24 protein-coding genes, 1 pseudogene and 3 riboswitches are annotated in these 20450 nt (G+C 46.5%); of the genes and pseudogenes, 7 read left to right on the forward strand and 18 right to left on the reverse strand.

Annotated features, from left to right (window positions below):
• From QFZ80_RS29895 to eutL, 6 genes are read right to left on the reverse strand one after another with little or no spacing between them, the layout of a single operon-like run.
• Positions 1-822, reverse strand: a complete 822-nt coding sequence (locus QFZ80_RS29895) for a hypothetical protein (protein ID WP_307552111.1) — start codon at positions 820-822, stop codon at positions 1-3.
• Entirely contained in the window at positions 823-1617 is a 795-nt protein-coding gene (pduL, locus tag QFZ80_RS29900) for a phosphate propanoyltransferase (RefSeq protein ID WP_307552110.1), read from the reverse strand.
• A gap of 8 nt (positions 1618-1625) precedes the next feature.
• On the reverse strand, positions 1626-1913 hold the full coding sequence (locus QFZ80_RS29905; protein ID WP_047676490.1) for a BMC domain-containing protein: 288 nt from the start codon (positions 1911-1913) through the stop codon (positions 1626-1628).
• A gap of 18 nt (positions 1914-1931) precedes the next feature.
• The gene (locus tag QFZ80_RS29910; protein WP_307562341.1) at positions 1932-3419 is read right to left on the reverse strand and encodes an acetaldehyde dehydrogenase (acetylating); all 1488 of its coding nucleotides are present in this window, start codon (positions 3417-3419) and stop codon (positions 1932-1934) included.
• Positions 3416-3928, reverse strand: a complete 513-nt coding sequence (locus tag QFZ80_RS29915) for a BMC domain-containing protein (protein ID WP_307552108.1) — start codon at positions 3926-3928, stop codon at positions 3416-3418. The genes QFZ80_RS29910 and QFZ80_RS29915 overlap by 4 nt, the downstream gene beginning before the upstream one ends.
• Positions 3929-3948: 20 nt before the next feature.
• Positions 3949-4605, reverse strand: coding sequence for an ethanolamine utilization microcompartment protein EutL (gene eutL, locus QFZ80_RS29920; RefSeq protein ID WP_307562343.1), 657 nt, complete (start codon positions 4603-4605; stop codon positions 3949-3951).
• A 365-nt stretch (positions 4606-4970) separates the two neighbouring features.
• Positions 4971-5061, forward strand: a riboswitch (cyclic di-GMP riboswitch).
• Between the two features lie 82 nt (positions 5062-5143).
• Here eutL and QFZ80_RS29925 point away from each other — a divergent pair.
• From QFZ80_RS29925 to QFZ80_RS29945, 5 genes are read left to right on the forward strand one after another with little or no spacing between them, the layout of a single operon-like run.
• On the forward strand, positions 5144-6127 hold the full coding sequence (locus QFZ80_RS29925; protein WP_307552106.1) for a glycosyltransferase family 2 protein: 984 nt from the start codon (positions 5144-5146) through the stop codon (positions 6125-6127).
• Positions 6128-6868 carry a class I SAM-dependent methyltransferase gene (locus tag QFZ80_RS29930; protein ID WP_307562345.1) on the forward strand — a complete coding sequence of 247 codons (741 nt, stop codon included), beginning with the start codon at positions 6128-6130 and terminating at the stop codon, positions 6866-6868. It abuts the gene before it with no gap.
• 26 nt (positions 6869-6894) lie between these two features.
• Positions 6895-8391, forward strand: coding sequence for a hypothetical protein (locus tag QFZ80_RS29935; protein ID WP_307552104.1), 1497 nt, complete (start codon positions 6895-6897; stop codon positions 8389-8391).
• The gene (locus QFZ80_RS29940) at positions 8388-8873 is read left to right on the forward strand and encodes a hypothetical protein (protein WP_307562349.1); all 486 of its coding nucleotides are present in this window, start codon (positions 8388-8390) and stop codon (positions 8871-8873) included. Before QFZ80_RS29935 ends, QFZ80_RS29940 begins: the two co-directional genes overlap by 4 nt.
• Positions 8839-9561 carry a hypothetical protein gene (locus tag QFZ80_RS29945; protein ID WP_307562350.1) on the forward strand — a complete coding sequence of 241 codons (723 nt, stop codon included), beginning with the start codon at positions 8839-8841 and terminating at the stop codon, positions 9559-9561. The genes QFZ80_RS29940 and QFZ80_RS29945 overlap by 35 nt, the downstream gene beginning before the upstream one ends.
• A 64-nt stretch (positions 9562-9625) precedes the next feature.
• Here QFZ80_RS29945 and QFZ80_RS29950 read toward each other — a convergent pair whose 3' ends face one another.
• From QFZ80_RS29950 to QFZ80_RS30005, 12 genes are all read right to left on the reverse strand, one after another.
• Positions 9626-10546, reverse strand: a complete 921-nt coding sequence (locus QFZ80_RS29950) for a type II secretion system F family protein (protein WP_307552102.1) — start codon at positions 10544-10546, stop codon at positions 9626-9628.
• A 5-nt stretch (positions 10547-10551) separates the two neighbouring features.
• Complete coding sequence (locus tag QFZ80_RS29955) at positions 10552-11505, reverse strand: type II secretion system F family protein (protein ID WP_307555921.1); 954 nt, start codon at positions 11503-11505, stop codon at positions 10552-10554.
• A gap of 5 nt (positions 11506-11510) precedes the next feature.
• Entirely contained in the window at positions 11511-12944 is a 1434-nt protein-coding gene (locus tag QFZ80_RS29960; protein ID WP_307552101.1) for a TadA family conjugal transfer-associated ATPase, read from the reverse strand.
• 30 nt (positions 12945-12974) lie between these two features.
• Positions 12975-13841 carry a CpaE/TadZ family protein gene (locus QFZ80_RS29965; protein WP_307552100.1) on the reverse strand — a complete coding sequence of 289 codons (867 nt, stop codon included), beginning with the start codon at positions 13839-13841 and terminating at the stop codon, positions 12975-12977.
• Positions 13842-13883: 42 nt separating this feature from the next.
• The gene (cpaB, locus tag QFZ80_RS29970; RefSeq protein WP_307562352.1) at positions 13884-14567 is read right to left on the reverse strand and encodes a Flp pilus assembly protein CpaB; all 684 of its coding nucleotides are present in this window, start codon (positions 14565-14567) and stop codon (positions 13884-13886) included.
• Between the two features lie 14 nt (positions 14568-14581).
• Entirely contained in the window at positions 14582-15517 is a 936-nt protein-coding gene (locus QFZ80_RS29975) for a pilus assembly protein TadG-related protein (protein WP_307552098.1), read from the reverse strand.
• Positions 15518-15527: 10 nt separating this feature from the next.
• A complete protein-coding gene (locus QFZ80_RS29980) occupies positions 15528-15908 on the reverse strand; it encodes a TadE family protein (RefSeq protein ID WP_307552097.1) in 381 nt (126 codons plus the stop codon).
• Positions 15905-16426 carry an A24 family peptidase gene (locus tag QFZ80_RS29985; RefSeq protein ID WP_307552096.1) on the reverse strand — a complete coding sequence of 174 codons (522 nt, stop codon included), beginning with the start codon at positions 16424-16426 and terminating at the stop codon, positions 15905-15907. Before QFZ80_RS29985 ends, QFZ80_RS29980 begins: the two co-directional genes overlap by 4 nt.
• 98 nt (positions 16427-16524) lie before the next feature.
• A complete protein-coding gene (locus tag QFZ80_RS29990; RefSeq protein ID WP_373460199.1) occupies positions 16525-16707 on the reverse strand; it encodes a Flp family type IVb pilin in 183 nt (60 codons plus the stop codon).
• A gap of 21 nt (positions 16708-16728) precedes the next feature.
• Positions 16729-16926, reverse strand: a complete 198-nt coding sequence (locus QFZ80_RS29995) for a Flp family type IVb pilin (RefSeq protein WP_307552095.1) — start codon at positions 16924-16926, stop codon at positions 16729-16731.
• Positions 16927-16959: 33 nt separating this feature from the next.
• Entirely contained in the window at positions 16960-17142 is a 183-nt protein-coding gene (locus QFZ80_RS30000) for a Flp family type IVb pilin (protein WP_307552094.1), read from the reverse strand.
• 20 nt (positions 17143-17162) lie between these two features.
• A complete protein-coding gene (locus QFZ80_RS30005; protein WP_307555916.1) occupies positions 17163-17495 on the reverse strand; it encodes a DUF192 domain-containing protein in 333 nt (110 codons plus the stop codon).
• A 105-nt stretch (positions 17496-17600) separates the two neighbouring features.
• Positions 17601-17691, reverse strand: a riboswitch (cyclic di-GMP riboswitch).
• Between the two features lie 407 nt (positions 17692-18098).
• Positions 18099-18191: riboswitch (cyclic di-GMP riboswitch) on the forward strand.
• A 54-nt stretch (positions 18192-18245) separates the two neighbouring features.
• Between QFZ80_RS30005 and QFZ80_RS30010 the strand changes: the two genes are divergently transcribed.
• The gene (locus QFZ80_RS30010; protein WP_307562354.1) at positions 18246-19886 is read left to right on the forward strand and encodes a GspE/PulE family protein; all 1641 of its coding nucleotides are present in this window, start codon (positions 18246-18248) and stop codon (positions 19884-19886) included.
• 29 nt (positions 19887-19915) lie between these two features.
• Positions 19916-20263 (forward strand): annotated as a pseudogene (locus tag QFZ80_RS30015) (response regulator); the annotation flags it as partial.
• Positions 20264-20450 lie beyond the last annotated feature (187 nt).

Below are 20450 nucleotides of genomic sequence, written 5' to 3' on the forward strand. Positions count from 1 at the left end.
TCACCCTTCAGCCGCATATTCGATCGTGATGCCCTTCTCCTTCAGCATGTCTTGGGCCAGTGAAGATATGATCGTTCTCTTGCCAACTTGCAGTGAGCGAAGAGATTTACTTTTGGATTCCCGCGCCACCCAATCCGCCGAGATGAGCCTTCCTTCGTAAACGATGTGCCCGTTATTCTCGGTGCTCTCGTTTGTTTTTACTGAGCCGTCCGTTTCCGCAACTGCAGTATCTGGACGGGTTTTATTCACAACCATTTCAGCCAACTGCTTCAATGGACCAAATTCAACGCCATACATCTGCAGTTCCATTTTGTAATAATCAAAAAGGTTCACATAAGGCTTAGGCAATGTTATTGTCTTGAGCGTACGTCGGTCAGCCCGTTTTAACCCGGAGATATCATCGCCGATGAGTACAAATTTATTCTGAACCAACGTGGAAAAGATGATCTCCGATAGGATGGTCCCTTTCATGCCAAGAGCGGCCCTTGCCGCATTATCGAGATCAATTTCCGGGATCACGATGCCCTCATATTCGAGGGGCACCTCTAGAGGAGACGGCGCGAATTCGTCAGATGCTATCGTTTTTCCGCGACCACCGCATTCAATTTGGTGCTTCCCCAGCCAAGAAGAAGCTTCGCCATCCAGGAACAAAATATCATGATTAACCTGGTGATTATTTAACCATATAAAATGATCGGTAAAAGCCTCATGAGCCGTACTGTCGTAAAAAATGTAAAGCACCTTAGGCCGCTTGACCGCTTGCTTTTCCAACGAATCAATGAACTCACGAACAATAGATTCGACCATTTGCTTGATCTCCACCTAGAGCTGCCTCCTTTCGGCACGCGTGATTTCACCGTTTTTGCCGATCATCTGAACCTTATCCCCTGTATTCAAATGGGCAGCATTCGCTTCATCCAAGTCAATATGAAAATCGAGCGAAAAATGCGCGCTAATCCTCACGATCGTATCAGCAAAAATAATCGGCCGCTCCCCCGTTGCTTGGACAATGAGGCGATCTCCTTCGTTGACCTGAAAGGTTTGGGCATCTTCTGGAGACATGTGCACATGATTTTTGGCAATGATCAGCCCCTGCTGCAAAACAACCGTTCCGCTCGCACCGACGAGTGTAATACTTGGTGTACCTTGGATATCACCGGATAATCGGATCGGGGGATGAACGCCCAGCTCAAATCCGTCTGTACGCGAGATCTCCACTTGGGTCGCTCCACGTGAAGGACCTAGGATGCGGACATGTTGGATGATTCCTTTCGGACCAACTAATGTCACGGTTTCACGCGCAGCGAACTGACCCTTTTGAGACAGCTCACGAAGGAGAGTTAGCGCATAACCAGCGCCGAACAACGCTTCAACATGCTCGGGAGAGAGATGAACATGCCGGTTTGATACACCGACTGGAATGAGCTTGAGCCCACTATCCTCGCTTCCGGGAAGGATTGTTGACTCCGAAGGGGCCACGCGCCGCAAAGAGATTCCCCTATCTTTCAAAAAGTCAGCGGCTGCCGGTGTCAGCTTATCCCCATCCATTACCGGAAACGGATTAGGCAGGCCTTTAACCAGCTGAGTACGCAGATGCGTTTCCGTAATAAGCGTCATAGACGTATTTAACCTTCGAGCTTAGGAAGAATGAACTCAATATCGGAATGCGGACGAGGAATGACGTGAACAGAAACAAGCTCTCCCACTTTTTCCGCAGCTGCAGCACCTGCATCCGTGGCCGCCTTTACAGCGCCGACATCTCCTCTGACCATGACCGTGACCAGTCCTCCGCCAACATGAACTTTACCGACCAATCTCACATTCGCTGCCTTGACCATGGCGTCTGCCGCTTCAATTGAACCTACCAAGCCTTTCGTTTCCACCAAACCTAAAGCTGCCATTTCTCCTGCCATTTGAATTTCCTCCTCGGGTTATGTATGCAATTGCATTTCGGAAAGCACGCTTTTAATGATCTGCGCAACTTCATCACGCGTAATACCAAGTTTATTAGAGCTTTCCAAGCTTTCCGCCACTAGCGCTGCAACACGGCTTGTATCGGGCTCCGCCCTCATCTCTTTAATGCCAAAAGCAACACGCTTGATGTTCATCAAATGCTGTGGTCCAATGTTATCGGATGTAATGTTGTTGCCATAGGAACCACAGCCCAGTGTCATCGATGGCATAATCCCCGTCGTTGCACCGATTCCCCCGAACGCAGTGCCTGTATTCACCACAATGCGCGATGCTGGTTTCTCCAGCCCGAACGCCTCAATGATCGACAAGTCCTCGCCGTGGATGCCGAGTGTATGTCCAAGTCCTCCGAGCTCCAACAAATCGATGCAGCGTTGACAGCCTTCTTGCCAGTCACTCACGGTATATAAAGCAAGCACAGGACTGAGTTTCTCCATGGAAAATGGATACGCATGTCCTACCTCCGACTCTTCCGCGACCAGCACCCTTGCATCCTCCGGAACCGTTATGCCAGCCTTGCCCGCAATCACTTGTGGAGAACGGCCAACCACATTCGGGTTCATTCCTTTTCCAATGGTGAGGATCGAGCCGACCTTTTCTTTTTCTTCCGCATTCAAAAAGTAAGCTCCTTGCCGCTTCAGCTCCGCAACCAGCTCCGCTTTTACCGCTTGATCAACGACAAGCGCTTGTTCCGAAGCGCAGATCGTTCCGTAGTCGAATGTTTTGCTTTGCAAAATCAGTCTCACAGCTCGTGGGATATTTGCACTCCGATGAATATAAACCGGTACGTTGCCGGGACCAACACCGTATGCGGGCTTGCCGGAGCTATAAGCGGCCTTGACCATTGCTGTTCCACCCGTTGCCAAAATGATATCGGTCAGCTTATGCCTCATCAGTTCACCACTCGCCTCAAGGGACGGAACCGATAGACAATGAATCAGCCCGGGCGGGGCTCCTGCCTTCTCCGCCGCAGCACGCATGACGGCTGCCGACTCCTGCGAACAGCGCAGTGCTGATGGATGAGGACTAATCACGATGGCGTTTCTTGATTTAAGTGAGATCAGGCATTTGAACAAGACGGTTGAAGTCGGGTTCGTTGAAGGTATAATCGCAGCAACAATACCGACTGGTTGAGCGATTTCCCAGACTTGCTTCTCATCATCTTTGCGGATAATACCGACAGTCTTCATATCCTTAATTGCCGAGTAGACGTCCCTCGCAACGAATAGATTCTTCGCCTTTTTATCAGCGACTCTTCCGAAGCCTGTCTCTTCTACGGCCATTGCTCCCAGCCGCTCTGCTTCCGACTCTGCTGCTTGAGCCATGGCTGCTACGATCATATCTATTTGCGATTGTGTCATTTTCTCCAGTTGTTTTTGTGCCGCCTTCGCCTCTTGAAGGAAATGGCGGACCTCCTGGATCGCTTGTAAATCGCTATCCAGCTTCATGTCACGGGATCTCCCCCTTCAGCGTCCATCCCCGTGAAAAGCCTGACCAATTCGGCTTTACTAACCAATTGGATATCCCGACCGGTTATGGGGAATCGGGGCGTATTATGCGCAAGTTCTCTAAGCTGTGCTACGCTCATCTTGCTCCAATTCGGCGCACTCACTTCCGGCGTCGTGATAACCTTATTGCGTTCCTCCTTCGGTGAATCTTTCGGCTGGTTTTTGGCCCAAGCCTCCTGAATCATCGCGTGTACAGAAGGATCCGGTCGCGGTATAACATGTGTGGATAACAGCTTGCCCACTCTCTTCGCTTCTGCAGCACCTGCATCCACGGCAGCTTTGACCGCTGCAACATCGCCTAGAATATAGATCGTTACGATGCCGGCATCCACTTTTTCATAAGTCGTTACCTTCACATCTGCCGTTTTGGCTGCAGCGTCTGCGGCTGCAATCAAGGCAGGCAGACCGTAAGTTTCGATCATGCCCAAAGACATCAATCTTCCATCCATTTGTAAACACCCGCTTCTTTTTACCCTATTTTCTTAGGCTCTCGAGCAATGCTTCGAACAGCCTCTGCGAACGCTTCTGCTGCTGCCGTACAAGCAGATTGACTGCCTGTTAGTAATCCTCCCGCAAAGTTCGTCTCCGTCGGAGGGCCATAAAACTTGCACATACGCACATCGGCCGCCTTCAGTGCGGCATCGAGTGCGTACACGGCTTCGAGTGGCGGAGCAATCAAATAAGCAAGAGGCTCTCCTTCTTGAATGTCTGCTAAGTTGGACAGATAAGAACCAGTTCTGGAGACAACATGAGCATAGTAAGCATGCGTTCCCTCGTCGTTGAGGGCGTAAAAACAAGCTCCAGTCTCCATCACTTGGATAGCCGCATCTAACCCGCTTCTCACTTCGGCAGGCGATGCACCGCCTATGATCCCAATAAATTCTCCTGAAAGCGGTCCAGAAGCATGACCTGATCCCGCATAAAATGAACGAGCATACACCACTTCGACTACTGCATGCTTCGTTGCTTCATCGATAGCGGTGTAGCCCACGTCATCAATGCTGGACGTTAACAGACCGAGGCTGCGAATGCCCGGCTTCAATTCCAACTGAAGTGCCAAGCCGGCATCCACATTAGGGATGATCCTAACAGCGAGCGGAATGGCTCGAATTGGTTGTTGTTTCACTCCTTTCACCTCTTCACCCCGAATGAATGAAAACAAAAAGGTGCCCAGGTGCAGAGAACGACGTATCGTTCTTGGACCTAAGGCACCTTTGCCTGCTATTTATGCTTTTGATTATGGATATGCGGGTTGTACAACAATTATACCTATTTTGCTTATGTAATCGTTATTCCTGATCCATCCATTTTAATAGAAATCTATAGGCGACCTGATTCGGTATAGTTCTAAATCTCTAATCAATTCCGGGCAGAGCTAGTTCATTTATACCGCAACACCGCTAGAATAATAATCCTTCTGTCGGATATTGCCAGAACCCGACATGTCGTATGATAAGGTTATATATCGATTTTTGAAAGAATCTTTCGCGAACATGAACAAGGCAAATCCGGTGAAAGCCGGGGACGCAAAGCTACAGGGGCTAACGTGCACATCCGTGCACTATGCCAGCCAGTTACCAAAGCTGCGGGAGTTTTATGCCCCTTTTTGGTGAAAGGGGCTTTTTTATTTGCCCATAATAGGATGAAAAGTGGGGGTTGGTTGCATGAGAAAAACGATGAAGGGACTTCTTGTTTCGATCATTGTACCTGTTTATAACGAAAGCGCCAACATCATGGAATTTTACTTTAGAGTCACGCGCATTATGAATCAGACCGGTTATGATTATGAAATGGTTTTTATTAATGACGGAAGCAAGGATGATACGCTGGACAAGCTTCATGGATTTCGTGAGAAGGATCGCCGTATCAAAATTATTGATCTATCCCGCAACTTCGGGAAGGAAATCGCTTTAACGGCAGGCCTCGACAATTGCCGTGGCGATGCTGTGATTCCCATTGATGCGGATTTGCAGGACCCTCCAGAGGTTATTCCAGAACTATTGGCCAAGTGGGAAGAAGGTTATGAAGTGGTCTATGCCACCCGCTCCAAGCGGGATGGCGAAACTTCAATGAAGAAGCTCACAGCGCATCTGTTTTACAGGTTCATCCGAAGGCTGACACCCATCTCTATTCCCCAGGATACGGGTGATTTTCGGTTAATGTCCAGAAAGGTCGTCAACGCCTTGAAAGAACTTCGTGAGCAGCACCGTTTCATGAAGGGCCTCTTCAGTTGGGTAGGCTTCAATCAGACAAGCATCTCTTATCGCAGAGAGCCCCGATTTGCCGGTAAGACCAAGTTCAACTATTGGAAGTTGTGGAATTTTGCCGTTGAAGGCATCACATCCTTCACTTTCCTACCTTTGCAAGCGGCGACTTATTTGGGCTTTGCCATCTCCTTGTTCGCTATTCTTTTTGCCTGCTATTTATTCATAACTACCCTACTCCACGGCAACGCAGTGCCCGGATATCCCTCCTTAATGGTGGCGGTCCTCTTTCTTGGAGGGGTTCAGCTTACGACACTGGGAATCATCGGAGAGTATCTGGGGCGAATCTACAACGAATCGAAACGGCGTCCTTTGTATTTCACTCAAAGCATAATAGGCTTGGATGATAATAAAGAACTGCCTCGGCTGGAGGGAGTTAAATAAATGGAACAAACAATTTACTGGAAAATGGATCGTATGGAGCAAGAGCACTGGTGGTTTGTCAGCCGGCGCAGCATTATCGAGACCGTTTTACAATCGCAATTACGGTCCATCGGACCTCACTCCAAAATCCTGGATGCAGGCTGTGGAACCGGCGGAAACTTGGCTATGTTGTCTCGATTAGGCTGCGAGGTCATTGGCCTCGAAATGGAACATGATGCAGCTGAAATTGCAAGATCCAAAAGCGGGAAATCCGTCTATATCGGCAGCTTGCCGGATCAGGTTCCATTAGCTGATGAATCCTTCGATCTGATTGTTCTCTTGGATGTGCTCGAGCATATTGAAGATGATATAGGGGCGCTTAACGCATTGACTGGAAAATTAAAACCGGGGGGGAGTCTGCTCATCACAGTCCCTGCCTTCTCTTTCTTATGGAGCAATCACGATGAGTCTCATCATCATAAGAGAAGATATCGATTACACGAACTGGTTGGGAAAATGCAGCATTGCAACCTTCAACCGAAGCATGCAAGCTATTTCAATACCTGGCTCTTTCCGGTGATTGCACTTGTGAGAATCCTACATAAGAAATTGGGTTTTATGCAAAAATCGGATGACCTATCTATGCCTTCGTTTTTCATTAATAAGCTGCTTACATATGTTATGTCCAGTGAGAGACATGTTTTGAAACACGGTAAATTGCCATTTGGAGTCTCCATCATGGCGATTGGCCAAAAAGTATAGCTAGCTAGGGTAAGGGAGCCACAACTATGAATAACAAAGTGCTGTTTCAAAGAGTCGTATTCGCCGTCTACGCTGCAATCTTTATGTTCATATTCATTTTCATGGATGTCCATTCTTCCCGTAATGATCCCGATACGTTCTGGCACATTGAAGTCGGGAAGGAAATGATCACGCAGGGTAAAGTCATTGATAAGGCGATCCATACGTTTGCCGGCGAGAACCTGTCTTATGTACCTCATGAAGTCGGTTTCCAGTGGATCGTCGGCGGCTTGTACAGCTTATGGGAGTGGAATGGCGTACATATCTTCACACTGCTGTCGGTTTTCATATTAACTGTCGGGCTGTATCGATTGATGGAGATCTCGAGACAAGAGATGGGCCTTCCTAAGATGCACCCTTTTTTGGTGTATGTCGTTCTACCTTTGTTCGCGTTCTACATTTATATAGCCTACTTCAAAATTCGCCCACAAATAATTTCTGCGGGTCTTGTTGTTTGGTTCGCCGTATGGCTTAGACGGTTTGCCATGGATGCATCCGTAAAAAAAGCAGGAATGCTTGGGATTTTATCCTTGATTTTAGCCAACGTGCATACGGGCGTATGGGCGGTCATCGCGGTGTTTTTCATGATGCAAGTATTCGAAAGAATATGGGAAAAGAAGTTAAATCGATATGATCTTATCGCATTGATTTTCATCGTAATTGGCGGGATTGCTAATTTCGGAGGGCTGCAGAGCTTAACCTACTTTTTGACTTTAGGTGAAAGTCCTTTTACTCAAATGATTGATGAGTGGAAACCCATTCCCTTTTCGAGCAATTACATTAGTTTTATCACTTTGATTGTATTTGTGCTTTCCGGCGTGTACAGCATTAAGGGAAGGCCGTTCCGCCTCATGCTTTTTATTGGAATACTGTACCTAGGTCTAGCCAGCTACAAACAATTTCTGTTCCTCGTGCTGTTTCTACCTTACTTCTTGGCTGTTATCATTGATCCATATAAGTGGTTGCGTGTATTTAAGAGCTTGGAGCCCTATATACGATTGAAAATAGTGCTTCCCTTGATCGTATTGGGGTTACTACTCAACTTTTCCACCGTTCTGTTGACGCCATATAAGCAGCCTGTTACGAAATATCCGGTAGAAGAGATGACTTACATCCTTCACAAGAATAACACTATCGACCGGCCTAAGGTCCTTTCTGACTATGGCTCTTCCGGTTACGTGATGTTCAGGGGCGGAGATGTGCTCGCGGACGGACGTTTCGATCCGTTTATTCTGGAAGCGACCAAAGGTGTTCACCAATGGACCGCATTCGAGCGTTCCCTAAACGGCCTCCGATCCGGTTATATAATGGATATCATTCATTCGGACCGGCCTGACTTTCTGATTCTTCCAACTGCGGATTCCAACAAATTAGTAAACTCCTTATCGGAAGTTGAACTGGATGAAGTGAAGAAGCAATTACATGAGCCGGACTTTACAGGCAGCTTTGGTCAGGTGTGGGATCTGAGGAAGATCTATCAATGAAAGCACTCAAGATCATTCTATTGCTTTTTGTTGTAAGCAGATTGATCATATTCGGGTTTTTATCAATCGGCCAACCTGATCAGACTCATTATGTTGATAATCAGCTACAATTGGATAACCCTATTTTAGATCATTTTATTCTCTACGATTCCTATAATTATGCGCAAATCGCTGTGGAAGGATATACGGAAGACCGGTTAACCGCCTTTTTTCCGCTTTATCCGCTTATTGTCAGGGGAGTCACCAGTGTAACCGCGATTGACGTTTATTGGGCCGGGTTTCTTCTATCCAACTTCTTTTTTATAAGTTCGCTTTGGCTATTATATACGCTCATGGAGAAGAGAGGGCTCGGCGCAAGAGTAAGGTTTTTAACGCTCTCCGCCCTCGTCTTTTTCCCATCTTCTTATTTTTTCAGCGCCTTTTATACAGAAAGCTTCTTTCTGGTTCTTGGCGTTATCGGCTTTCCGCTTCTGGGACAATGAAAAAAGGGGAGCAGCGTATTTTATCGGAGGACTAGCTGCTCTTTCCAGAATTGTTGGGGTATGGGTTCCACTGGCTTTTTTTGTAGAGAGATTAATCCGTAGAAAATTGGATGTTAAAGATTTTGTATTTGCCTTGATGAGCAGTCTGATGTTCTTCAGCTATCCGGTTTATCTTTGGCTGACAAAAGGAGAGCCGTTGTTGTTTTTAAAAGTAATGGCGCCTGATTATGGCCGTTATTCGACCATCCCCTTCTATCCCATCTATCAAGATATCATAACGTCTGTAGAAACAAGCCGGATTGAACCTATTATTATATTACACATATTGTTACTTGTGATTTTCATCACTTATTTAGTATCAACAATTCGACTACAACAGAGCGGGGTAACCATTGTTTGGTCCGAGGTGATCTATACGTTTGGTTTAATCTTGATGCCGCTCTCCTCCATTCTGATTCAGCCTATTCATATTGCTTCCCATGGATTTATGCGCTATTTTCTAACCGTCTTTCCCCTGTTTATATTTATTGGGATGCATCTGGATCAACTTTTGAAACGTTCAAATCGAAACTCTGGTCATTCCTCGTTTATCGTTTGGAAATTAGTGGGCTATACTACCCTGTTCATATGGATTTCTTTCACCTTATATATCTTTTTAGCTCTACGCTTTAAAGGGTTTGTTGCATAGCTCGATTCAAAACGTAAAAAAACAGCCCCATCCATAGATGAGCCTGCCTGTAACGCTAATGTACTCACTTAAAAGTCGTCATAAACTGAATGACCGCCGGTCCAAGCAGAACGATAAACAAACTCGGGAAAATAAACAATATCAGAGGAAACAGCATCTTAATTGGAGCCTTCATCGCCGCTTCCTCCGCGCGTTGTTTACGCTGTTCTCGCACTTCCTGTGACTGGACGCGAAGCACTTGTACCATACCGATCCCGAGTTTCTCCGCCTGAAGAATGGAGCTGATCAACACGCGTACTTCTTCAATGACCAGCCGGTCACGAACTCCGAGCAGCGCTTCACGCCGTGTCTTGCCAAGTCGTATCTCTTCCAAACAGCGATGGAACTCCCCCGAAACGACACCTTCCGATTTCAATACAAGCTTGTGGAGTGCAGAGTCAAAACCTAACCCGGCCTCCAAGCTGACCGTAAGCAAATCCAATATATCAGGGAGTTCACGGAGACCTTTCTTGCTGCGCTGTCTCGTCTTGGCACTCAAATAATACGATGGCAGGACTGTACCTATCAGAAATCCGAACAATCCGCCCAGCAGCATACCGCTAATATCCGGTTTAATTAATAAACTATAGATTACACCAATGATGGGCATGGCAATCATCATCATAATCTGCATGAGTCGATACTCGAATGTCCCCATGCCAAAAGGATTACCCGCCTGCAGCAGCTTCAGCTCAATCCCGGTATCCCGCATCCCGCTCTTGCGCTCGAATCTGCGTTTCATCCGCAGCCATATGCTCCGCATAGCGCGTTGTATCACGTTCAGCTCTTTCTTCTCCTCATCTTCGAGGGCGCGAGCCGCCGCTGCTTCCTTATCGGTAATCATGGATAAACGACGCTTAACTTTTGCGCTTTTTTCCTTTTTTAATGAGAACAAGAACTGGATCAATAGTAAGATCGTTAAGAAAAAGGTCACATACATCATCATTCAGGCTACACCTCGATGGTCGTCATTTTACGAATTAGGAAAAGCCCGATGAGCATCGATACGCCAGCTCCGCCTATAAGCATAAGCCCAATCGGATGCGTGAACAGCGTTCCAATGTAACTGGGCTGGATGAGATATAAAATGACGGAAAGCCCGAATGGCAGCAGCCCGATTACCCAACCTGACATTCTCCCCTGTGCCGTTAAGGTCTTGATTTGACGATGAATTTTATTGCGGTCACGAATCGTACGTACAATTGTATCAAGGACCACGGCTAAATTCCCACCCACCTGCCGCTGAATCAGCACAGCTTGAACCAACAAGTCCAAATCTTCACTCGGCATCCTTACTTTTAAATGCTCAAGCGATTCCTCCATACTTGTGCCGTACTGCATTTCCTTCAGCAGAATTTCTATCTCATCTTTGATCGGCGCTTCCGATTCATCAACGACTGTCTTCAACGCCTGCGCAAAGCTGAATCCCGCACGAAGAGAGCCGATAACTGTCATAATCATATCTTCTAGCCCATCATTAAATTTCTTGATTCGCTCCCGCGTTTTCTTCTTGATCCAGAGTCTTGGAGATAAATAACCCATTACAAAGCCTATAAGGCCGAAACCAAGATTACTCGTTATCAGCAGCAGCAGGGCAAACAACAGCAAAGCAGCAATCCATTGGAACATCAAATACTCTTCAGGTGCGATGGCTACTCCAGAGCGCGATATGATCTGCTCTAGCTTTTCACTTTTTTTCTTGGTTAACATCTTCTCTTTCACTTGACGGCGGTAAACCTGCATCTGAATAAGAAGATTAAACTTCCGTTTCCCAAGCTTCTGCTTGTCTCCAAGTTCGAGAATCTTCTTCATTCTGCGGTTCAACCGTCGGTCTGAATGAAACAAGCTTTGAAAGATCGCTGAAAATAAGAGCAGTGCGGTCAACAGCACCATCACTGTCAGCATCCAAATCAATTTGGCCACCCCGCTTCAAAGAACACCGAGGAAGGAATTTGAATACCTGATGATTCAAGTCGCTCATAAAACTTCGGGCGTACCCCTGTCGGACTTAGCTTGCCAATCACTTTGCCATCCTCATCCAAACCATACTGCTCGAATGCAAAAATATCCTGCAGCACGATGACATCGCCTTCCATGCCCTGTACTTCGGTGATGTGCGTAATTTTGCGTGAACCGTCTTTCAGTCGGGACTGTTGAATAATTAGGTCAATTGCGCCCGCAATCTGTTCCCGGATCGCCTTTATCGGTAAATCAATCCCGGCCATAAGCACCATCGTTTCCAGACGAGAGATCATATCGCGCGGGCTATTTGAGTGACCTGTTGCCAGCGATCCATCGTGACCCGTATTCATTGCCTGCAGCATGTCCAGCGCCTCGCCGCTCCGTACCTCCCCAATAATAATTCGCTCTGGGCGCATCCGCAACGAGTTCTTTACTAGATCGCGGATCGTAATGGCACCTTTGCCTTCGATATTCGCAGGTCTCGATTCGAGCGAAATAACGTGTTCCTGCCACAGCTGCAGCTCGGCTGCATCTTCAATGGTAATGATGCGCTCATCACTCGGAATGAAGGATGAGAGCACGTTGAGTGTCGTTGTTTTACCTGATCCCGTACCGCCGCTGACAAAAATATTGAGTTTCGCCTTTACACACGCATCAAGGAAAGTGGCCATCTCCCGCGTAACCGTGCCGAAGTTGATTAAGTTCTCTATGGTAAATGGATCCTTGGAAAATTTACGAATGGTAACAGTCGGTCCATTAAGCGCGAGCGGAGGAATAATGGCGTTCACACGGGAGCCATCAGGCAAGCGCGCATCCACCATCGGAGAGCTTTCGTCTATTCGCCGTCCAATCGGCGCGACGATTTTGTCGATTATGTTCATGACATGTTCGTCATCACGGAATTGTACGTAAGACAATTCAACCTTTCCCTTACGCTCCACATACACTTGATTCGGGCCATTCACCATGATCTCAGAAACATCAGGGTCTAAGAGCAGCGGATTTATCGGTCCAAACCCGGTCAAATCGTTGGAAAGCTCATCAATGACTTTCTTGCGATCCACCTTCCCCCGGAAGGAGTCGTCTTCTTTCATGATCTCGACGGCCATGGCATCGAGCTTCGGAATAATTTCCTCGACATTGTCATCCTTTAGCTCACTGAAAATCTGTTTGTACAGCCGATTCTTCAATTCATGCTGCTTGCTCATCTGCTCGCGCTGTTCCTTCTGCGGCTGCTCCGTACCACGGATGCGGCGGAACGTGGCCATTAAATCCTTCTTCTCCAATTTCTCCGCTGCGACTGGTGCGTCCTGAGATTCCGCTTGCGCAGCTTCAAGCTGCTGATACCCCGATTTCGCCTGCAGTTTCTCAAGTAAACTCATGATGGACTCCTCCAGTTGGGTTCATTTTCTTTAAAAAATGGATGTGCTCCCTATCGCTCGATGCAGGATTCCTCGAATGAACGAAGGCTCTTTTGGCTTAAATACGCTGATTTCACGTCGCTGGATGAGCTGCTCTGCAATCTTGTACACCGATTTTGCAACGTCCGATTTACTATTCTTCAAGACAACCGGTATGCCGTCATTCATCGACTGACATACCAGTTCGAACTCATTGGGCACGTAGAAAGGCATTTCCTCATTCAGCAACTCCGGTACGTCGGAGACTTTAATCACACTCTCCATGGTGGACCGATTCACGACAAGCTTCATTTTATCCCGCAGTCCAAGCAGTATAAGAGTTTCCATCATCAGCTTGGTGCTTTTTATTGCTGTCATCTCAAGGGTTGTAACCATTAATACGGAGTCCGCTCTCTCGATTACTTGCAATGTTTTTCCTGAAAACCCGGAAAGTGTATCTACAATGACATAATCATATTGTGAAAGCAGTAAATCACACACCTTGTCCAGATTGTCTGGAGTTACAAGGTCTGCATATTCGGGACGATCCGGCGAGGCCAGCACCTTCACCCCACTGTTATGCTTAATCAGGTAGCTCGCCAACGTGTGCTTATCCATGGTATCGATACTGTCCATTACATCTTTAATGGTGAACGTAGGATGGAGATCCATGGCTAAACATACATCACCGAATTGAAAATCCGCATCTAGGATGCAGATTTGAATGTTGTTGCTCTTCGAGTAGTTCTTGGATAAGGCGACAGCAAGATTAACAGCCAGCGCTGTCCTTCCTATGCCGCCCTTCGCGCTGCAGATGGCAATCATTTCTCCCCGCTTACTCCGTACTTGCTCTACAACAGTTTGTTCTTCATCGGACATGAGAGTTGCCTCCTTCCATTCATTGGTATTTAACGTTAAATATTATTTCTTCTCAGCTGCAGGAACGACTCTTGAATATAAAGCTAAGCCAATTTTAAAACGATCAGCTGCGTTAACAAGTCTCGGTACATCTTCCGGCTTTACTTCTACGGTTACAGTGGCATATTCCGCATAGGGGTGTTCCTTGTCTGTTTCGACCATCCGTCTGCCGACTGCAAGGACATGTACATTACTGAGCAGTACCGTGGATGCCTCAAGCTGCTTATCCATTCCTTCCTTCGGAGGAATCGTAACTAGAACATCCACATAATCATCCGGCTCGATCAAATTCGAGACCGATTGCACAATATTAACGCCTACCGAAACAGCACGATATCCGTTCTGTACTTTCTTCGCTACGATAGCGGCTTCATCTTTACTTGCTTTAACACGATGACTGAGAAGAATTTCTCCTGTCTCAATGGAAGCGTCTGCGAATTTGCCTTCTGCTTCTTTTATTGACTTCATCGACTGAGGATGTAGACCCAGGGAGGGAACCATCTTCACTTCAAGCATACCGGATTGGATTTGTTGATTTCTCTGAATCTGCTGCTTAGCGACAACAACTTCGACCATGTTCTCGCTTACTGTCGTCGTTTGGTTGTACTGCTTCATATAGTTAAAGAAAAGAAAGGTTGTTACTAGTCCCATTATGAGTGCCGCAATAAAAATGATTTTTGATCTCATGGTTGTCATGCCACCTACTCAGTTAGTTTAATAACATATGCACCGCGGTCTACTGCCCCTGGTTTAACAAATCCTATGCCGGGTCTTTGGATAAATACGCCTATGACTTCTTTCGTGTTATAATCCATGGGTTCGCTTAGATAGAAGTAGGCGAATCCGGTAATTTCAATCTTTTTGATTTGTCCACCCGTATAGTTATGTGGCTTATACACCGGGACAAGCAGAATACGCGGGTCATCGAGGTGACTCATATCACCAGGTGTGTAAGGGCTCCTATTTATTCTTGCCTGTACAGCATCACGTGTCCCTCCGGCTTTATTCCCTGTTTCCGTATCGATCACATCACCGACTGAGACCATTCCTTTATAACCATTAGTCAGATTTATCTCGTAGGTATCGGAGCCGCCTTTAGTTCCCAGTGTAATGATACCGAAGTTACCGGTCGTGGCCTCCGCTTCGTCAACTTTAAGGCGATAGGTTTGACCATAATGCAGCTGTACGGATTCATCGATGCCAATCGGCGCCGCTCCAGTAGCAGCCCCCATGGCCTCAATCTTCGCCGTTGCTTTCACGCTGATTGACACCTTATCAAATCCAATCACTTTGGCCAGAGGCACATCCACAACTTTCTTCAGAACGGCGGTTGTCCTGTCTTTCATGGTGACAGATAAATCGATTAAACTTGCCGTTTCTCCATGGATGCTTAGAATTTGATTCGCAACATCGCGAACATTATTCTCCGTCGTGGTCAGTTCTTGTGCACCTGACAGAACGGCCGTATTCGCCATCTTCTGGAGGTGCATTTTGACGACATATACCTTACCTCCTTCTATTACGACCGCCGTCATACCCAATAATGCAGTCAATACGAATGCCGCCAGTACGGCGACATTTCCATCCTGTCGCACCATGAGGCGCTTTAGCTTTTCAATAATCAAACTAAGTTTCATGACTAGCCCCCTATTCCACTCTTATCGTTGAAGCGGCTTTAACGGTCGGAGCCGGAAGCAGCTTAGAAATAATGGGTGTCATATACGTGTATGGGTATTCCAAGGTAACGGTAACATAGTCGCCGGAATGGCGATTGGGCTCTTTTGGCGAGATGTCAACTCTAAGTAAGTTTGAATCGCCAAGATGCACATACTTTTTAGCGAACGTTTCGATTTCTAAATCTGTCCTATCAAATCCGCCTAACCTCACCGTTTCTTGTGCAACGTTGTTCATGTTCATATAGGCATACATCAATCGGCCGAAATCGAAGATACCGCATACCAGCAATAAAAAAATAGGAAGAATAACGGCAAACTCCGTCAGCGACTGCCCTCCCTCATCTTTGATCATAAAATCCCCCACCCTCTAAGCCAAAGACTTAATACCGCACCTCCTGCAATCGCAACACCATACGGAAATGCTGCCGTAAAGGCGTCATCTTTCATAGCAGAAGATATTTTCATCCCATATCTTAGCAGCACTACCGAGAAAATAACTTGCTTGAGTCTCTCGATAACACCCTTACGTAATAGGAGGAGTGCAAGTGCGATCACACCGCCGATTAATGCCATGTAGACGGAAGCAAGCAGCACGAATGTTACGCCTTTGAATGCGCCGACAAGCCCGAGCAGCTTCACGTCGCCGGCACCCATTCCTCCTAACAGATATGGAATCAAAAGGATACCGAACCCCACAACAAAGCCTAGTACACCATCCACAAAACCAGGAAAGCCGTCAGATGCGCTTAGCAGCATGAAACCGATTACAGTGCCTGGTAAAGTGACTGCATTGTAAATCTTGCGTGACTTCAGATCGGTGAATACGCAGATGGCGAGAATGATAATGAGCAAACTGTCAACTACAACCATACCTGCCTCCCAAGAATGTTTTTATAAAAAGGGTCTACGTTCCGTAAAACGTAAGACCCTCTTCATTGGAGCGTTAATATAAAAGACAACCGCTGTTATTATGGAGTACCATTAGTCGCATTTGCTACATCTTGGTTGACTCTGTTGAAGAGTGTGAGAATATTACCCTTCAGTGCAAACAAAACACCAACTACACCAACCGCGATAACCCCAAGAACCAGACCATACTCTGTCATCCCTTGACCCTGTTCTTCAACCAAAAGATTTTTGATTTTGCTCACCTTAATCATTTCACTCCTTTTTTAATCGAGAAGTCCTACTGTTCTGGCTGATTGCTCGATGACGCGAACACTTTTATCGTAGAGGCTGTAAACCTCCAACTTTATACCAAATAAGATACTAACTACACCCACCGCAATAACGCCAAGTACCAAGCCGTACTCTGTCATACCTTGGCCTTGCTCATTTGTATACAAGTCTACTAATTTAGCTGTCATCATATAGTTCCCTTCCATACAAGAAGGCTGATTTTATTAAGTGCGAGTAGCTGCATTCGAGACATCATTGTTCACTCTGTTGAAGAGTGTAAGAATATTCCCTTTTAATGCAAACAGAATGCCAACTACACCCACCGCAATTACACCCAGAACCAATCCGTACTCTGTCATCCCTTGTCCTTGCTCTTCTGTTAAAAGACCTTTGATTTTGTTTTTCATTTTAATTTCCTCCTCGGTTTTTAAATAAATTGGACCGTTTGACCGACGGTCGTTCGGGTAAGGCCGATACTGCCTGCGGGAAGTTCCACCACTGAAGTCGTTCCTTTGAATACAGCGCCAACGCGTCCCGGCTTCAACTGCTCTTCTACGCCTACGACACGATGCTGTTTATCCAGATAAACCACATCAATCGCGTATTGCATGAAAAAGGTATGTACCGATCTACACGGTTCGATGTGAAGGCATAACCCGCTGGAAAGTCGCTTTGTAAAGAGCAACCCACGTAGTCTGCGACCAAAGGTTTTGGCCTCCATCACCTGCTGGGCTATCGTTTCGCCCGTATTCGTATTCACCAGCCTCAAACAGTCTTGACCCCCTTATGCCAAATAAAAACCCCACCTTTCCCGAAAGGTGGGGTTGCTGCTGTATATGCACAGCAAAACAAACGCCCTTCCTCTTTCGGCAGCTGGCTGGCTTGACACGTTTTGTCGTGCGTTAGCCCCTATAGCTTTGCGTCGCCGGTTTTCACCGGTTTTGCCTTTGTCGAGATTCCAGATGCGATGTTCCGCTTGGAATTCGTTGTGATGCTTTCATCATAGAATTCGACTTGATTTTTAGGTATCCACCAAAAAGCCCAATTTTCTAACAATTTAGATAACTCATTTTCATGCCAAAAGACACCTTCTCTTATAGTTCTCCTACTATTTATTGTGGGTATAAAGTGATAACGCTATTCCATCATTTAGGAGAAAACCCCTTGTTTTATGTCATTCCCATAAATTCATAGGCTTTGAAAGGCAGGATTTTTTTTAGGCTGGACCTACATCCGAACCAAAAAAAAATGCTGAAAATTAGGAAAATAGTACGACTAGTGCAAGGAAGGAATTTAAATAAACTTACAGAATGTTATTATTCATGTCGAATTATATGGTTAGACGAATCCTGTAATCCAAGTGAATGATAAAAGGCAAACCCGCGCGAAAGCCGGGGACGCAAAGCCACGGTTCTAACCCATCGAGATACGATGGCATGAAAGCCGGGCCGCTCTAGCAGCTTGGTTTTTTATTTTTCATTAAATAGATACGTTCAGTAAGGAGGAGCACATGCGCATTGGCGAACTTCTAGTCATGAATGGCGTTATTACGGAGGAGCAGCTCGATCAGGCGCTTAAGGAACAGACGCGTCACCCAAAAAAGCTCGGGGGGATACTGACCGAATTTGGGTTTATCACCGAGCGTCAGCTCGTCGAGGCGCTGGAGTTCCAACTAGGCGTACCTGTCGTAAATCTCAACGAAACGATATTTGATCTTCCTACAGTCCAGCTCATAGATGAATCGATTGCCAGGAAGTATCATCTCGTTCCAATCAGCTGCGCCGGAGGTAAACTCAAGGTGGCCATGATCGACCCTTTAAATAAAGAGGCGATTAAAGCTATTCAAATGGCGACGGGTATGAGTGTTCAACCGTTTATAGCCATGCGAATCGAAATGGAAGAAGCCATCAACCGATATTATGGTGTCGATACAACCGTAGAAACGTTGAATGAAATCATTCAAGCCGGCGTATATCAACAAGCAAGTGGCATTCATATCGAACCGCATGAAGACGGGCTTATAGTCAAATACCGAATTGACAGTTCGCTCAAAAATAAGAAAACGCTTTCTAAACACATGCATGAAACGTTGTTCAAACGCATCAAACTTCTAGCCAATCTAAATGCCTCTGAAGAGCGGCTGCCACAAAACGGCCGTTTTCAGATTAAGGTTGACCACAAGCAGTTGGATATACGCGTATCCACCCTGCCAAGTGTTAACGGCGAAAGCCTATTTCTTCGCTTGACAGATAATTCTGAACCTCAACTAGCCATTTCCGAGCTTGAGTTCAGTGAAACCAATTTGCAAAAATTCGAAAAAGCGCTTGGACTGCCAAGCGGCATGATCTTGATTTGCGGGCCGGAAGGCAGCAGGAAAACTTCCATGTTATATTCGATCCTCACTCGACTGACAAACGAAAACCATAGAATCATAACCATCGAAGATCCAATAGAGCTCAGAATGCCGGGAATTACACAGGTGGAGGTGAACGAACAGCTCGGCCTGACTTTTGCTCATGTGCTTCGGTCGGTATTGCGTCAGGATCCGAACGTCGTCATGGTCAGTGATATCCATGATGCGGAAACGATTGAAATGGCAATAAGGACGACCCTCACCGGCCGTATTGTGCTCGGTGCCATATATGGCAGCAGTGCAGTCAAGACTATAAGCCGGCTGATGGACATGAATAAAGACTCGCACCTGCTCAGCGCTTCGCTTTCCTGCATTGTGGCTCAGCGTTGGGTAAGGCGAATATGCCGTCAATGCGCTCAATCCTTGCCCGCTACCGAAGATGAAATCAAGCTATTTGAAGCTCATGCAGTTCTGCATTCGGATGATCAGAAGAACGGAAAAGGAATTATCGGCAATTTCCGAACCTTGGTATCCACCCAGATCAGCGGCAAATTAACCGTGACTCGAGGGACTGGCTGCAGAGTATGCAACGATACCGGTTATCGAGGTGTGGTTGCCCTACAGGAGGTGCTGCTTATTGACGGAAAGCTGCGCGAGCTCATTACTGGGCAACGTCCGATCCAGGAAATCGAAAACCATTTAGTGCAAATCGGCTACAAAACGATATTGTACGATGGGCTACTCAAAGTTCGTGAAGGCATCACTACCGTCGAAGAAGTGTTAAAAACGATCGATTGACAGCAATCCAATTCTAAGGGGGAACTAGGATGTCTTACCGATTTCTTATTGTTGATGATACCCAATTCATGCGCAAAATGGCTGCCGATTGCTTAAAGCAGAATGGTTATGAAGTGGTTGGAGAAGCGACTAACGGTAGAGAAGCTATTAAGCTGTATGAAGAACTGATTCCGGATATCGTCCTGATGGATCTAACGATGCCTGAAATGAATGGCATCGATGCCATTAAGGAAATTCTTAAGCTCGATCGCGACGCCGTCGTGTTGATCTGCTCGGCCAGCAATCAGCAGGATTTGATTTTCGATGCGCTTGAAGCCGGGGCTAAAGGTTACTTAATGAAACCTTTCAACCCCGTCCGTTTAATTGAAATGATCCAAACTCATGCAGAACCCCATCTCGGCGTTGCACCTTCGGCTAGCAAGGAAGACCTTACGGCACATTCAGAGGATCAAACTCCTATCGAATTCGAGGATAAGCCAAGTGTGATCGAACACGAACATCCCGTAGAAAAATGTGAAGACAATCAGGCTGAAGCTGTCGTGGCGGGCATTGAGCCTGCCGCGT

The organism is Paenibacillus sp. V4I7 (assembly GCF_030817275.1).
Lineage (GTDB): Bacteria > Bacillota > Bacilli > Paenibacillales > NBRC-103111 > Paenibacillus_E.